Raw genomic sequence first — 15,852 nt, 5'->3', positions numbered from 1 at the left:
AAGATTAATTGAAAACAACTTGCCATTATTGAGCCATAATAAAAAAACAGAAATCCTATATAATAAAAAATATTTTGTTTTATCATATAGTTATTTATACGAACTCTTTACGTTTAACATTTTTATCTAAAACGATATAAATTCCCTGTCAAATATAGAAAAGCTATTACTGAAATAGGAATTTCCTCAAACGCAAATGAGAATTATACTCATTTGTTTGTGGTAATCAAGAATATATACAAGATATTAATAACCAAATAAATGTATATCTTAGGTAATCTTTTAACTAATAATAATTTTTATTTATAAAACTCAACATGTTAAATCATTTAAATGCCATATTTAAAAAGATGACTCATTATTGGTTTAATTAAAATTAATTGTTATAAAATATGATAATATATTTCAAATGCAACTTATTTTTAATATTAAATATAAGAAAATAACAAATATAAAAAATCATATGAAAACTTAATCAATATAAATAATGCTTAATAGAAAAACCACCAGTATTAACCAGTGGCTATTAATAAAAATGCTTTTCAATAATAAATCTATTATCTAATCGATTGGTTACAGTAGAAAAAACATTAATTTTTCATATCTATTTATTCTAAGCTTTTTATTATCAAAACAGAGAGTTGAAAAATAACCAGCATCAAATTTAATATATTAATTTAAATTTATATTTTCTTGCATCTGGCAAATAAATTTTAAGAGCCCCACTTCCAAAGATTTTACTTGATGATTACCATGATAATATTGGTTAATAAATCCTCTTGATTTATTTAATTTTGATAATTCAATAATACCAATCGTGGTTGATGTTCCATTAATTTAATTTTAACCAAGTATAATTTAGTAACAATTAATATCTAGGTTGAATTATACTACAACCCATTTTCTCAACTAATTTTCCTGGTTTTGATTTTATTGCTAGTTGAATATTCGCTGGTAAGCGACTCCAAATAATTAAACCCGTTCTCTGTTCAATTTCTTTTACTGTTACCTGATATTGACAAAAACTCCTGCTCTGCGATGCATTTTGTTCCATAATAAATGCTGCATAAGAAGATTTTTCAGGGCTCTCGTTTATATATGTCACTTTCCAATATCCACTGGGGATAAAATGATTTTTGTCGCTATTAGGTAGCTTACCAATATTTTTTTCATACAAAGGACCTGTTACTGAAAATACCTTATTACCTGCTTTGGCTAAAGCTCTTTCCTGATCTTCTAAACGTGCCCATGGGCCTTGATTAAGCTCAGCAGCTTGCGGTGTGATATTAGATAAATAATTAAGTGCCGGCCAGTCCACCAAACCAGCCAGAGAAGCTAATGGCGCCTGATGTCCTCTATCTACTTTTAAAACTTTATTAGCACCAATATAATCAGCTGGAGATAAAGTTTCATCATTACTTAGGTCAGGATCTTTTTTCCAATTTCTCTGCTTGCCAGAAGCTATACTGTCGATTATTATTAAGTAGGCAACCCAATTAGCAAATTTGGTATTACTATTATTATTTAGCGTATAAACCTCACGGTATATTGTTGTATTACTCCCTCCCAATGGACAACCTATTCCACAATTTTGTCTTACCGCCGGCGTAATTTTTTCAATAGACGTATCAGGTGCTGGTTCATGTTGAATAATATTACAGCCAGAAATAAGTAAAAATAAAAAAATTAATGGTAAAAATATTTTCATATGATAATTTTTCATCTTTATAGTCAATCCCTTCAAATAAACTTTACTATAATATTTAAACCAGCAAACACGCTATTTGTTAATAAGATAAAACAGCAAAATAGATATAAAATACAATAAATTCCTTTATATAAATCAGATTTATAACACTTCATAAATGTTATTGCAATGTTAAAAAAATGGCGCATAATTAATCATCATTTTCATTTATCATTGGAGGATAATTTTATGATAGGGTTATTGAAAACTTTAGCAATTATCTCTATTTTTAGTATTAATTTTGGCCATGCCACAACTGATATATCAAATGACAATACAAAAGACACAGATATAACTACTAATACAGGTTTAAACTCTGCTATTGAAAATATAATGACAGATATCCTTGATACCACCCTCGAAATCACAAATAATGTTCCACATTTATCTAACTAAGTTAGAGATGACTCTTGAATAAGAAAAAGTATATTATCTCTGTTTTAATAATTACGATTATTTGCTAATCGTCGCAAAATTATATTTTAAATAACATTAATAAAATTTGATAATAACATAATTTATTAATACAAATAATTTTATTAAAAAATTTATTTACTCATAGTTTTAAATAAAAAATTTATATTAATTTTTATATTGTGTAAATATTACTCTAACTGCTAGATGTTATTCCAATATGGAATAAAGTTATTCTATAATGTTTTATTGATTTTCAATTATTACCCCTTAATCATTAATAATCAGTTTTTATATCTGTAAATGATAAAAACGCCACTTATAACCAAGTAACTTGAAAATTCTATAGATTGTTAGTGACAACTGTATTATAGATATCTCAATATCCTCTTTCTAATGAGATTGTATCTATTCTTATTAATTAAAAAATAGGATTGATATTATCATAAATAACAAATATTCCTTAGTCCTAACTATCAATAACCAAATAATTTAGAAAACACTATATAAGTAACAAAATTTCAGATTAATATACTATGATAAATATTGCTATTTAATTTATAATCGATAGTGAATTTCACAAAAATAAAGGTTAAAAATGAATAGATTAAAATTAACGATCGCTCTTTCTTCCTGTTTATTATTAGCTGCTTGTGATAAGCAAACAGAAATAACTATGTCAGATAATGAAAATAAACCAATCCCATTAGCAATTAAAATGATGGGAAATAATTTCCAGCCTGATGTTAGTAATGTTGTTATTACTCAACGTACTAATCGTGTTGAATCTCCAGATTCAGTGGAAGTGAGCATTGTAGAGTCTGGCCTTTTAGATGATTCTGTCGAAGCAATCAAAACCATTTTTACTTTTATCCTTAAAGATGACAAATGGATCTTAGAAAAACCTCAAGATGTATTAATTAAATGCTATGAAGGTAGAGGACATAAAGATTTTTCACCCGAAACATGTGGCTAATTTACAGTTACATTTAAGCCAAAATAAGATAAAATCGCATAAAGTACCGTAATAGATTACGGTACTTTATGGGACGCGATTAACAGACAAAATAAATAAAATTGATGTTTATGGCAACAGCTAGTAAATGACAATATTTTAACCCTGGTTAATGTTATCTATTTTATTTCCTCAATATGACAGGGAGAATAGGTCATAAGTATTTTTACAATAAAATTCAATATTAAATTATCGCCATTTTGTTAATATAAACAGTCTCCAGTTTTCATTTATTAGTATATTATGCCAATAAAATTTTATTTCGCTAATTTAGCGGAAATCACATAATCTGCCCCATGTTTTAAGCTTCCTTGTTGAGCAATACATACCAGTGCCTGTTGTTCTAATTGATTAATATGCTCAAGCATAGTCATCGATAATTGTCGATCAACGAGCCTACCGATCCGCTGGCGACACATTTCCATTTGACCTATCAACCAATTGTGACCGTAATTAATTGGATAATGTTTTAGATCTACTATTTCAAATCCCATTTGTTGTAAATGATAGATCACCCAATCGGCTGGATATTCTCGATACGGACGTTCACCAGCAAGTAATAAACACGCGTCACGTAAACGGCCAATACTTACCACAAGATGCCCCGCTCGACAACTTGCATTGTAAGGCACGTAAGGCTCTAAGCCAGTAAAATATAGCCGATTAAGGGTTAATGATTTTAAACGGTACAATAAAGGTATTTGCCAGTAAGGCACAAAACCGTCTACCGCACCTAATAAATAGTCAGCAATAACGGTATCAAATCGCTCATTAACCATAAAATCACTATCAGCCCAATTACCTAATAAAAGACGATCCTGAGGTCTTTGCTTAGCTGAAATAATTTGCTGAATATCAGCTTTCATATTAATTGCACAAGTTACTGCGGTCCAACTTTCACTCTTAAGCTGGCTTATCCAGCTTAGTGAATTAATGCCTGTACCCGCATCTAATACTTTGCCCCAAGGATTATTGCCTTGGATCATTTCAATATGACTAAATAGTGTTGATACCAAACCAATTCCCCCTGAAATTTAGAAAGATAAACTTGCCCCGATGACAAAATTACGACCAGGCAAATACATTTCATTTTTAATATACGAGGTATGATCCCGGGCTGCGCCATTAAATAGATTCTCAATGCGCCCATACAACATATAATCCAAGTCATTTAAATGATTTTGCCAGGTCAAACCAACATCAACTCGATTATAACCGGCTGTTGGTGTTTCATATTGCGCTGTTTTATGTTGGCTACCAACATGAGTAAATCGTAATCTTCCAGTTAAAGATTCAAACCATTGATGTTCAATGGTAGCCGGAATACGCGGCAAATAGCCTCCACTACGAAGCTTGGCGTTAACAATATCCCCTTGGACCGTGAACTTGGTATTATCAGTAAGTTGATAAGATGCTTCAGCTTCTAGCCCATTAAAAACGGCATCTTGCTGAACATAGTGTAGATGGCGATAACCGGCGCCAGGTGAATAACCTGCATCTTTGCCATAAATATATCCATCAATATAGTTATAGTAAGTATTTAGGCCAAATTGGAAATCACCAGCAAATTTGGTAAACCCAATGTCAATATTAGTTGCTGATTCAGCCTTAAGATGCTCATTACCGGTTTCAATCGTTCTTGTTGCGGCATGGATCCCATTGGCATAAAGTTCTTCAGCAATAGGTAAACGTTTAGAATGGGATAATGAAGCTGTCAATGCATACTCAGGTGCTAATGTCCATGTTACACCTGCCGATCCGGAAGTGCCACCATGTTGGCGAGAACGACTGCCTTTTGTTACATCAATTTTTTGCACTCATGACGAACGCCTAATTCATAACGCAACGGGCCGGCTTCAAATTCCTCAATTAAAAAAAGTGCCTGATTTCGCGTTAAAGTAGCAGGAACATAAGCTTCTAAGCCTTCAGCTGAAAAATTGCGCTGAGTAAACTGTCCACCCATTACCCCACGCCAACCCCAAATGGGTGCATGGGTTAATTCTAACCGCCCCTCTGTTGCTTTATTATCAAATGTCGTTTCAACTGTTCGACCTTCAATCTCATCATGAGTATAATCCGTATGTGCTGCACGTAGTCGGATACGTTCAAAACCGCTAAATGGATCCTCATATTCGCCACGAATTTCCCAACGTTGCTGTTTCATATTCACAAAAGGAACACCATGACTATGATGATGATGATGATGATGATGATGCTGATGATCGTGTGCATGAGAGTGCCCATGAGAATGTCCATGATGATGCGTATGATCATCTTTCTCACAATGCCAATTGCCTGAAGAGCTATGTTCATGGCAATGAGCATGGCTATGTCCCGGTAAACCATATTCATTATGTTGAATACCGTAGGCCAAGCCAATATAGCCTTTGTCCCCAATCCAACTGGCACCGATATTAAAATTATTAGTTCGATTATAGGAACCCTGCAAACGATAAGAATCTAGTTCACCGGCTCGCTTTGGCATACGATAATCTTGAGTATGACGTTTTAATCCTTCCAATCGTAACGCAAAATTCTCTTTACCTAATGTTAACCCGACAGCTCCAGTATTTTCATTAGCGACACTATTCGCCCGTAGATTGATTTGCCCTGCATAACCTTTATCTGGTACTGAAGTCGGGATCCGAGCATCTAGCACATTGATAACACCACCAATCGCACCACCGCCATAAAGTAATGTTGCCGGCCCTTTTAAAACTTCAATTCGATTAGCTAATAGAGGTTCGCTGGTGATCGCATGATCAGGTCCAGCAATCGAAGCATCGAGTACATCAATGCCATCATTCAGTACTTTAACGCGTGCGCCCGACATGCCACGAATAATCGGTTTTATTGCAGGACAGTAGCCCTCCTGCGTCGGGCGCTAAGACGCTGTAAGTAAATGGCTGTCCTTAGTAACCGCCTCCCGTTATAATCCGGTGTATGTATATTCCCCGACCCGCAAAACTTCTCTTCCAGATAGATGACGGCTGGAACCGGTTACTCATGAAATACGGCTCTTCCGTTCCCGAATGGACTAAACTGGTCGTCGAACGGATGCTCGCCTGTGGCACCGGTGCTATGGGTATCCGTCGTTATTGCTACGACTCCCCTGACTGCCCGCACACCAAATATTTCTGTCAGAGCTGCAAAAGCAAAGGCTGCAGCGCCTGCGGGATGAAAGCCACCGAACAGTGGATAGCCGAGCAGCAACACATTTTGCCAGACTGCGAATGGCAGCACATCACTTTCACTATGCCCGATAAACTCTGGCCGGCATTTAATCACAACTGGCCATTACTGAATCAGTTGTTTGCCTGTGCCGCTCGAACCCTGCTGAAATGGGCAGAAAAACTCAATATCGAAATCGGGTTGTTTGTCGCCCTGCATACTTACGGGCGTCAGCTTAACCAACACCCGCATATCCATTTATCGGTGACCCGCGGCGGATTATGCCGCAAACACGACGTCTGGCGACCGGTTTTCTTCAAAAAGAAAGTAGTAGAGCGGTACTGGCGCCGGGCTGTCATCGCGTTACTTCGAGAGAATTACGGCGGGCTGAATTTACCTGCTGCCGGCTATGTGCATATCCGCGACTACCGGGAATGGTGTCAGTTTCTGGAATCACAGTACCAGCGGCGCTGGAAAATTCACTTTGCGAAAAAAACCAAACATGCCCGACAAAATGTCAATTATCTTGGCCGTTACCTGAAACGCCCGCCGGTTGCAGCCTCAAAACTGCGTCATTATAACGGCGGCACTGTTGTCCATCATTACTATGATCACCGGACGGGAAAGCACCGCACCCAATATCTGAGCCAGGAAGCAATGTTGTTGCGCTACATCAGCCATATCCCGTCACAGCATTTTAAGATGGTGCGGTATTACGGCTTTCTGGCCAACCGGAAACGGGGTATTTTGCTGCCGAAAGTCTATGCGGCACTGGGTATGCAGGTGAAGAAAAAACCGCATAAACCGGGCTTTGCGTCGCTGATGAAACACTTTACGAATGTGGATCCGTATCAATGCATATTATGTGGGAGCCGGATGATTTTTAACAGCGTACAGGTGGGTATCAGAGCAGAAGTATTACTGGAAATGCGCCGTAAGATAGTCAAAAAGGCGCGAGGGTTACGGAAAACCGCGTAGGGAAGATCTAACTAAATTCAATTTATTGTATAAAAAAACCTCTGGTTGACGAAAAGCCAGGCGACTACTTGATGGTGAAACTAGAGATCGGTCATCCGTATCAGCAATTAAGGTCAGAAAAAAAGAAATAATTAACATTCAATTTCCTAACCATCCAGCACCAAAATGGCTACCACTAATACCGGGTATTTCCTCTAATGTTTCGGCAATAGAAGCTTTACTTTGCTGCGTTAATTCCTCCCCTGACAAAACCTTAGTTGGCGTTGTCATCAATAAAGAAGAACGATTTAATGGATTTGTTTTTACAACAATAACATCCTTGTTCATTTTTTCCGTACTTAGTTTTTCATCTGCCATAACATCAGATGAAATAGCCATCCCAATTGCTGTTGCCAAACTGGACAATAAAATTTTCTTCATTTTGTTTACATTTCCTATAAACGAGTGCTATTTAATCCCACCAAAATGTTATGTTATAATGTAATATTGGTTTTGGTGAAAAAATAGCCCTTTTATAACAAATGAAATTATTGATAACTATTTTAGGAAGGTTTCAACTAAGATAATGGCGATATTAATTTGTTATTCAATATTTATAGAATTTTATATAACCAATTATTAGACATACCATATATCATATTAAAAGTACTAACATCACTACCAATTCCAAGTTTTAACCACGCCGATTAGTCGCCCACTTTGATCCCGCTCAATCCAGAAGTATGATGAATTATTAAAATCTACATACCTCCATTAACGATTTACCCACTGAGGAAAAAATTTTGTCTATCGTACGCCGCACGTTAATTATCTTGCTTAGTTGTACTTCGCTATACATCTATGCGGCTTCCAATAAAGAATTAAATATTGCCTGGCCAGTTAATGTAGGACCACTTAATCCACACCTCTACACCCCAAACCAGATGTTTGCCCAAAGTATGATTTATGAGCCCTTGGTTAAATACCAAGCTAATGGGCAAGTAAAACCTTGGCTTGCAAAAAGTTGGCAGCATTCCTCAGATGGCAGAGTGTGGATTTTTACCTTACGCGATGACGTCAAGTTTTCTAACGGTGAACCTTTTAACGCGCAGGCAGCCGAAAAAAACTTTCGGGCTATTCTCAATAACCGCCAACGTCATGCTTGGCTAGAATTAACTAACCAGATAACCAATGTTAAAGCGTTAAATAACACTGAGTTACAAATTACGCTGAAAAGCGCTTATTACCCTTTCCTACAGGAGCTATCTTTACCTCGCCCTTTCCGTTTTATCGCACCTTCGCAGTTTAAAAAACATGAAACTATGGATGGTATCATAGCGCCAATTGGTACTGGACCATGGAAGTTACAGACATCAAAACTTAATCAATATGATATTCTGCTACGTAATGATCGATACTGGGGCAAAAAACCGGCTCTAGAAAAAATAACCATCAAAGTGATTCCCGATCCAACTAGCCGCGCCGTCGCATTTGAAGCTGGCGATATCGAATTACTATATGGTAATGAAGGGCTATTACCACCCGAAACTTTTGCACGATTTAGCCATAATCCAAAGTACCATACCCAGCTTTCTGCGCCAATTGAAACGGTGATGCTAGCTCTAAACTCCGCTCGAACACCAACTAAAGAGTTAGCGGTACGGGAAGCACTTAATCATGCTATTGATAAAAAAAAGCTGATCGCCAATACATTTTATTCTACCCAAAAAGTAGCCAATACCCTGTTTGCCCCATCGGTACCTTATGCGAATATCAAGCTCACGGCCAGAGAGTATGATCCGCAGAAAGCTAAAGCAATATTGGATAGTGCTGACTGGATATTACCGGTAGGTAAAACAATCCGCGAAAAGGAAGGCAAACCGCTAACAATTGAACTTGCTTTTATTGCAACCGACTCCCTCAATAAAACAATGGCTGAAGTTATTCAGGCTAACTTATGGCAAATTGGGGTAGATACAAGACTAATTGGCGAAGAAGAAAGCAGCTTTTATGCCCGTCAACGCGATGGCCGTTTTAGCATGATTTTTAATCGCACCTGGGGTGCGCCTTACGATCCATACGCTTTTATGAGCTCGATGCGGGTTCCTTCACATGCTGATTATCAAGCTCAATTAGGTTTGCCCGACAAAAAGATAATTGATAGTGAAATCACCCAGATCCTGACAACAACAGATGAACAACAGCGTAAAATGCTATATGCCGATGTACTGACTCGATTACATCATTCAGCTGTTTATCTGCCAATTAGTTATATATCACTAATGTCCATTTCTCGTCCACAATTGGGTTATATTCCGTTTTCACCTATATCGACAGAAATTGCATTTGAGCAAATCAAGCCCAAGAAATCATAATGTTACGTTATATTTTACGGCGTATTTTACTACTAATACCGTTGCTATTAGCAGCTTCAGTGATTGTTTTTGTCCTACTGCGTTATGGCACCGGTGACCCAGCCATGGACTATTTGCGGCTGTCAAATCTGCCGCCTACGCCAGAAATGTTGGCATCAACACGAATAATGCTTGGTCTTGATCAACCGCTCACTGTGCAGTATGGAACATGGTTATGGCAAGCTCTGCATCTAGACTTTGACACTTCATATGCAACGCAACGTCCTGTACTAAATGATCTTTTACAATTTATGCCAGCAACACTGCAACTCGCTGGATCAGCATTACTGATTATTTTATTTACCTCGATACCCTTAGGGATATGGGCGGCACGTCATCGTAATCGTTTACCCGATTTTGTCGTACGTATTATCGCATTTTTAGGCGTTTCAATGCCAAATTTCTGGCTAGCCTTTCTATTAATCATGTTATTTTCAGTGTGGCTAAAATGGCTACCTGCTTTTGGTTATGGTAGCTGGCAACATATTATCTTGCCGGCATTTTCTATTGCTTTTATGTCACTAGCCATTAATGCCAGATTGCTACGTGCCAGTATGTTAGAAGTTGCAGGACAACGACATGTTAGCTGGGCAAGGTTACGGGGACTAAACAAGCAACAAACTGAAAGACGACATATTTTACGTAATGCATCATTACCGATAGTAACTGCACTTGGAATGCACATTGGTGAGCTCATCGGTGGTACCCTGATTATTGAAAGCATATTTGCCTGGCCCGGTATAGGTCGCTATGCCGTATCGGCAATTTTTAATCGAGATTATCCGGTGATCCAATGTTTCACCTTAATGATGGTTGTAGTTTATGTGTTATGCAATCTGCTGGTTGATCTCCTTAACGCCATTCTTGACCCAAGGATCCAACGTCATGAAAGAGGAAATGCATGAATTTTTATCTTTCAACTCGTTGGTCTGTCCGCTTAGCGATCATCATTATTGTACTACTGGTTATAACAGCCATTACCAGCCACTGGTGGCTACCTTACGATCCACAAGCGATCGAGTTAACACAGCGACTACTACCACCAAATCAGCAACACTGGCTTGGCACCGACCATTTAGGCCGCGATATTTTCTCTCGTTTATTAGCAGCTACGCGTGTTTCGCTAGGCTCCGTCATACTCTGTCTTATTTTGATACTGTCATTAGGATTAATCATTGGTGGCAGCGCTGGGTTATTGGGTGGCAAAATAGATCAAATCCTGATGCGTACCACTGAGCTTTTTATGACGTTCCCTACTTCAATTTTATCATTTTTTATGGTCGGCGTTTTAGGAACAGGGCTAACAAACGTAATCATTGCTATCGCTTTATCACATTGGGCTTGGTATGCACGTATGGTGCGAAACATTGTTATTTCTCTGCGTCAACGTGAATTTATTCTAATAGCAAGGATGTATGGCGCCAGCAACAGCCGTTTATTCATTGATCACCTAGCCGGTGCAATTATTCCATCGTTATTGGTTTTGGCAAGCTTAGATCTTGGTCATATGATGTTACATGTGGCAGGCATGTCTTTTCTTGGACTGGGTGTTAGTGCGCCAACGGCTGAATGGGGAGTTATGATCAATGATGCTCGCCAATATATCTGGACTCAACCTCTACAAAAGTTGTGGCCGGGTTTAGCCCTATTTCTAACGGTGATGGCTTTTAATCTACTTGGCGATGCCCTACGCGATCACCTCGATCCTTATCTGCTAGCGGAGCGTAACGGCTAATGTCACAGAAAATTGAGCTACAAAATATAACACTAAAAGCACAACGACTGCTGGTTCAAGATGTATCACTCACCATTAATAAAGGCAAAGTGTTAGCATTAGTCGGTAGCAGCGGTTGTGGCAAGCCATTAACATGCGCCGCCATGCTCGGAATATTACCTGCGGGCGTAAATCAGACCGCCGGAAGCTTACTACTAGATGGAAATATTACCTCCGCTCAACAATTACGTGGTAGCCACATCGCAACCATCATGCAAAATCCACGCAGTGCTTTTAATCCGCTTAATACAATGGCTAGCCATATTCAAGAAACCTGCCGGGCACTTGGCAAACCTGTCGATATCGAGAGGATTAACATAACATTACAGTCAGTTGGATTAGAAAATGCTAGCCATATACTTTCACTTTATCCTTTTGAAATGAGTGGAGGGATGTTACAGCGCATGATGATAGCAATAGCGATACTCAGTGATGCACCATTTATCATTGCTGATGAACCAACGACTGATCTTGATACGGTTGCCCAAACACATATTCTTGATCTACTAGAAAACACTATCCAAACTCGAGCGGTTGGTATGTTATTAGTCACCCATGATATGGGAGTAGTAGCGCGTTTGGCTGATGACGTCGCTGTCATGCACGATGGTAAAATTGTCGAATATAGCAACGTTAACACCATCTTTAACACACCTAAACACCAAATTACGCATAATTTAGTAGCCGCGCATCTGGCATTATATGATCTGAGGTTCTCTGTATGACATTGCTTGATATTGATAGAGTCACTTTTGGCTATCCCGATCAACCCCTGCTTTTAAACCAAATAACGCTAACACTAAAGGCTGGAGAAACCGTTGCTTTATTGGGTCGCAGTGGTTGTGGAAAAAGTACGCTAGCACGTTTATTGGTGGGTCTTATCTCGCCTAGTTGTGACGAGATCCGCTGGTGCGGAACTTCTCTAACCAAGCTGAAAGGAAAAGCAATTAGCCAATTTCGTAAAGATGTTCAGATCGTATTTCAAGATCCTATAACTGCCGTTAACCCACGTAAAACCATAGACGAAATTATTCGTGAACCCATTCGTCACCTTTTATCGCTAACTAAAAAGGAACAGCATGCGCGCATAACTAAAATGCTAAATGCTGTTGAATTGGATAGTTTTCTACTCAATCAACGTCCACCTCAACTAAGCGGTGGTCAGTTACAACGTGTATGCCTGGCACGCGCTATGGTTGTGGAGCCTAAATTGCTGATCCTTGATGAGGCAGTTTCTAATCTCGATCTGATACTCCAAGCTGAAATCATCCAATTACTTAAAAACCTTCAACAACAATTTCACACTGCCTGTTTATTCATTACACATGACTTACGGTTAGTTGAACGTCTCTGTCAACAGATTATGATAATGGAAAATGGTCAAATTGTTGAAACTTCGATAGTAAAATCACCATTGATCTTACATTCTAAGACCGGTCAGGCACTACAGAATGCTGTTTTGCCAGCATTTCCTGTACGTTATGACAATTGCAGCGCAGAACTATTTTTCTAATTTAATCACATCCTGTTCAGATAAAGTTTGGCAAATCAGCGATGATTTGTTGAAGAACATTTTTTTATTTCCCAACTTTTATTATTTATTCCCCTTACTGATAAACAACAAGCTAATTTATTTAATAATAGACTTTGACAAAAATTAGCATATTTTTAAATAATAATATTTTACATTCAGTTAACCTTTAAGGGGGGAATATGGCTTATTATGGATGGGTTCTTGTCAAATTTATCATTGGATTTGTCATTGTTATTACCCATTTAAACCTTTCAGGAAAAACACAACTATCGCAAATGACGCCGATTGATTTTATAGGCAATTTTGTTCTAGGAGGCATAATTGGTGGGGTCATTTACACAGATTCTATTCCACTATATCAATATATTATTGTTTTGCTTATCGGTGTTTCATTGGTTTCCTTATTGAATTTTATTAGCAAGCATATCCACTGTATTCGTTCTGTTACCATTGGTGACCCAATTCCAATTATTAAACACGGCAAATTTTTAATGGAAAATATTCTGCAAAACAAAAATAAAATAGATATTTTAAAAATCTCCTCACAGCTGAGATCAAAAGGAATACATTCTTTTCAAGAAGTTGTTTATGCGCAAATTGAACCAGATGGACAGATGACCGCTGTTTGCGAGGGAGCAAAAATGCCATCAGTGATCTTAATGAAAGATGATAAAATAAGAAAAGCGGGCCTTATTGAAATTGAAAAAGATAAGGATTGGTTATTAAAAAAAATGAAAAAAATAAAAATCCAAGAAAAAAATGTATTTATTGCTGAATTTTGGCAAGGTAATTTACTCTTTATATTAAAAAATAGTGATATTAAAAAACTACCTGCTGACTTGCTTAAAAAAGATTTAGAATAATTTATTAACACTATAATAAGCAACCAGATTAAAATTTTAACTTTCTAATCAAGATGTTGCAAAAATCCAATCACTCAGAGGCCGGCAAATATTTTTTAATTAATAGACTGATTAAAATCTTTCTGGTTTACAATTTAGCTAGCTAAAAAATAGTTACAAAACACGTAGCTATTTTTAATATTTTCATTAATTACAATTTGTATCATGATTATAAAATTTAGATTTATCATAATCATGTTAATAAAAAACAGCAAACAAAATTAAATGAAAAGTTTTTTTTCATCAAAATCTATAGTTAAAATAACCTAAGTAACAATAAATTTAATTATTTAACCTTGAAACAATATATGTTGAAAGAAAAAATTATGTTGTTCTCTATTAATTACAATTGATGAACTTATGCAAAAAAACCTGATAAATTTCATTTAGTAAACCAGTAAATAAAAAATAAATATAATATAAAAAATAGAATATAATTTTTTAAATTATTTTTATTATACATGTATCACTCTCTCTGTTAAATATATCTAGCAAATAGATTTCACATCATTATTTATATTAAATATTTGCATATATAAAAAATTAAACAGCAATAGATATATTTATCTTAATAAGAGGATTTATTAAATAAATCCTCTTATTATAAAAAAGGAGATGTTTGATTATGTCTAATTTAGTTATTCCTATTATGAGTGTAACACCAGACAAATATGAACAAATTTAGATGAAGTCATAAAAATATTAGACGCAGCGGCAAACCAATACCCTATTGATGAAAAAGAAAAACGTGCCAAAGTGGCAATGGAAGCATTAGTGACAATATTTAGCAGTGGAGATTTAGGTTACGCGTGGATAATTATTTTTAATAGTGATAAAAAAGGAAATTATACCAGCTACACATGTCATGGAGATCTCGGATTTGTTAAGAACGCAGACTCAGAAGAAATTAATGATAGCCCTGAACGTAAATTTTATATTCAGCGTTGCATACGCTTAACAAACCCAGACCATTGTCCTGATAAATTAGAGCAAACTATTATTCCCAGTTTAAATAGAAAAAGTTATCTAATGGCCAAATTAATGGAGATGGCGGTAAAAAATCCTGCTAATGGCGCCTATACCAAAATTAACAACTGCACCTGGTTTGCCGGATATTTATGGAATAGTATTACTAACGAACAGCTAATCTATGAACAAGATTTTAATGGTGCAGCATATGCTGAAAAATGGGGGATTGATTATCTTGCGCTAGTCTCAAAGATTGCTGATCCCGGCATGCTAGCCGAAAGTCTCAGTAAAATAAAACAAATAGATTAAAAAACAAACAGCGAAAATATGATTAAGCATATGGTTTGTTCTTATTGCCACCTTTAAGGTGGCATTTAGCTCTATCAAATTAATGTTTTGTCAAAAAAAATGACCGATAGTGAAAAATTTATTTAGCAACTAAGTGTCAACAACATCCATCTTATTAATATCGTTTAAATACTACCACTCTTGCCTTGAAGCTATTATTGATAATATTTATCAATAGATTAATGCTATTTGATTGGCTATGTCTTTTATTAATTAACTAAATTCGTTGACACAGTTCACTCGATATAAATCTATAAGCTAATTATTCTTTCACCTTAGCACTGAAATATTATGCCCATAAGCCGATAACAACGCTGCAATTAATTTAGTATCACTTTTTCTTAAAACTAAAAAAAGCCAGCATTCAAGCTGGCCAACACCAGGGAAAACAACAAATTCGACAATAATTTATGTAATTATAATACAACACAAAATTATTAAAAATAATGAATATAAGCTTTAATGTTCAAATAATAACCATTCTATTAATTACTTTGATGTTAATCAAAATGTAATATGTGGTAATCCAAAAGTGAATAATAAATAATTTTATTTTAAATGATAAAAAACAACCAATTACATAGCACTGCTCTGGTTGAGATAAGGA

The 15,852-nt window shown here is 36.2% G+C and carries 15 protein-coding genes; 10 read left to right on the top strand and 5 right to left on the bottom strand.

What is annotated here, in order from left to right; all coding sequences use genetic code 11:
* Positions 1–868: 868 nt before the first annotated feature.
* On the bottom strand, positions 869–1,708 hold the full coding sequence (locus AACL31_RS09980) for a DNA/RNA non-specific endonuclease (RefSeq protein ID WP_409013929.1): 840 nt from the start codon (positions 1,706–1,708) through the stop codon (positions 869–871).
* A gap of 228 nt (positions 1,709–1,936) precedes the next feature.
* Between AACL31_RS09980 and AACL31_RS09975 the strand changes: the two genes are divergently transcribed.
* Together AACL31_RS09975 and AACL31_RS09970 are read left to right on the top strand one after the other, a co-directional pair.
* Positions 1,937–2,143, top strand: coding sequence for a hypothetical protein (locus AACL31_RS09975; RefSeq protein WP_310512184.1), 207 nt, complete (start codon positions 1,937–1,939; stop codon positions 2,141–2,143).
* Between the two features lie 616 nt (positions 2,144–2,759).
* Complete coding sequence (locus AACL31_RS09970) at positions 2,760–3,137, top strand: hypothetical protein (RefSeq protein WP_310512183.1); 378 nt, start codon at positions 2,760–2,762, stop codon at positions 3,135–3,137.
* 296 nt (positions 3,138–3,433) lie between these two features.
* Here AACL31_RS09970 and AACL31_RS09965 read toward each other — a convergent pair whose 3' ends face one another.
* Genes AACL31_RS09965 through AACL31_RS09955 form a run of 3 tightly spaced genes read right to left on the bottom strand, consistent with a single transcriptional unit; the run spans position 3,434 to position 6,018 of the window.
* Positions 3,434–4,192, bottom strand: a complete 759-nt coding sequence (locus tag AACL31_RS09965; protein WP_310512182.1) for a class I SAM-dependent methyltransferase — start codon at positions 4,190–4,192, stop codon at positions 3,434–3,436.
* 18 nt (positions 4,193–4,210) lie between these two features.
* Complete coding sequence (locus AACL31_RS09960; protein ID WP_310512181.1) at positions 4,211–4,993, bottom strand: TonB-dependent receptor domain-containing protein; 783 nt, start codon at positions 4,991–4,993, stop codon at positions 4,211–4,213.
* A complete protein-coding gene (locus AACL31_RS09955) occupies positions 4,975–6,018 on the bottom strand; it encodes a TonB-dependent receptor plug domain-containing protein (RefSeq protein WP_339054003.1) in 1,044 nt (347 codons plus the stop codon). The genes AACL31_RS09960 and AACL31_RS09955 overlap by 19 nt, the downstream gene beginning before the upstream one ends.
* 101 nt (positions 6,019–6,119) lie before the next feature.
* Here AACL31_RS09955 and AACL31_RS09950 point away from each other — a divergent pair, with 101 nt between their 5' ends.
* Positions 6,120–7,325, top strand: coding sequence for an IS91 family transposase (locus AACL31_RS09950; RefSeq protein WP_339053964.1), 1,206 nt, complete (start codon positions 6,120–6,122; stop codon positions 7,323–7,325).
* 138 nt (positions 7,326–7,463) lie between these two features.
* Here AACL31_RS09950 and AACL31_RS09945 read toward each other — a convergent pair whose 3' ends face one another.
* The gene (locus AACL31_RS09945) at positions 7,464–7,703 is read right to left on the bottom strand and encodes a hypothetical protein (protein ID WP_310511940.1); all 240 of its coding nucleotides are present in this window, start codon (positions 7,701–7,703) and stop codon (positions 7,464–7,466) included.
* A gap of 401 nt (positions 7,704–8,104) precedes the next feature.
* Here AACL31_RS09945 and nikA point away from each other — a divergent pair, with 401 nt between their 5' ends.
* The 7 genes from nikA (at position 8,105) to AACL31_RS09910 (ending at position 15,206) form a co-directional block, all read left to right on the top strand.
* Complete coding sequence (nikA, locus tag AACL31_RS09940) at positions 8,105–9,679, top strand: nickel ABC transporter substrate-binding protein (RefSeq protein ID WP_310511942.1); 1,575 nt, start codon at positions 8,105–8,107, stop codon at positions 9,677–9,679.
* On the top strand, positions 9,679–10,623 hold the full coding sequence (gene nikB, locus AACL31_RS09935; RefSeq protein ID WP_310511939.1) for a nickel ABC transporter permease subunit NikB: 945 nt from the start codon (positions 9,679–9,681) through the stop codon (positions 10,621–10,623). The genes nikA and nikB overlap by 1 nt, the downstream gene beginning before the upstream one ends.
* Positions 10,620–11,453 carry a nickel ABC transporter permease subunit NikC gene (gene nikC, locus AACL31_RS09930; protein WP_310511938.1) on the top strand — a complete coding sequence of 278 codons (834 nt, stop codon included), beginning with the start codon at positions 10,620–10,622 and terminating at the stop codon, positions 11,451–11,453. The genes nikB and nikC overlap by 4 nt, the downstream gene beginning before the upstream one ends.
* On the top strand, positions 11,453–12,217 hold the full coding sequence (locus tag AACL31_RS09925; RefSeq protein ID WP_310511937.1) for a nickel import ATP-binding protein NikD: 765 nt from the start codon (positions 11,453–11,455) through the stop codon (positions 12,215–12,217). The genes nikC and AACL31_RS09925 overlap by 1 nt, the downstream gene beginning before the upstream one ends.
* Complete coding sequence (gene nikE / locus AACL31_RS09920; RefSeq protein WP_310511936.1) at positions 12,214–13,005, top strand: nickel import ATP-binding protein NikE; 792 nt, start codon at positions 12,214–12,216, stop codon at positions 13,003–13,005. The genes AACL31_RS09925 and nikE overlap by 4 nt, the downstream gene beginning before the upstream one ends.
* A 200-nt stretch (positions 13,006–13,205) precedes the next feature.
* Positions 13,206–13,889: a DUF421 domain-containing protein gene (locus AACL31_RS09915; protein WP_310511935.1), complete on the top strand. Its 684-nt coding sequence runs from the start codon at positions 13,206–13,208 to the stop codon at positions 13,887–13,889.
* 813 nt (positions 13,890–14,702) lie between these two features.
* Positions 14,703–15,206 (top strand): hypothetical protein, encoded by a 504-nt coding sequence (locus AACL31_RS09910; RefSeq protein ID WP_339053963.1) that lies wholly within the window; start codon positions 14,703–14,705, stop codon positions 15,204–15,206.
* Positions 15,207–15,852 lie beyond the last annotated feature (646 nt).

The organism is Arsenophonus endosymbiont of Crataerina pallida, assembly GCF_964020125.1.
In the GTDB taxonomy this organism is placed as follows: Bacteria; Pseudomonadota; Gammaproteobacteria; order Enterobacterales; family Enterobacteriaceae; genus Arsenophonus; species Arsenophonus nilaparvatae.
Note: the sequence above shows the minus strand (reverse complement) of the source record. Positions and strands in the feature narration are given on the sequence as shown.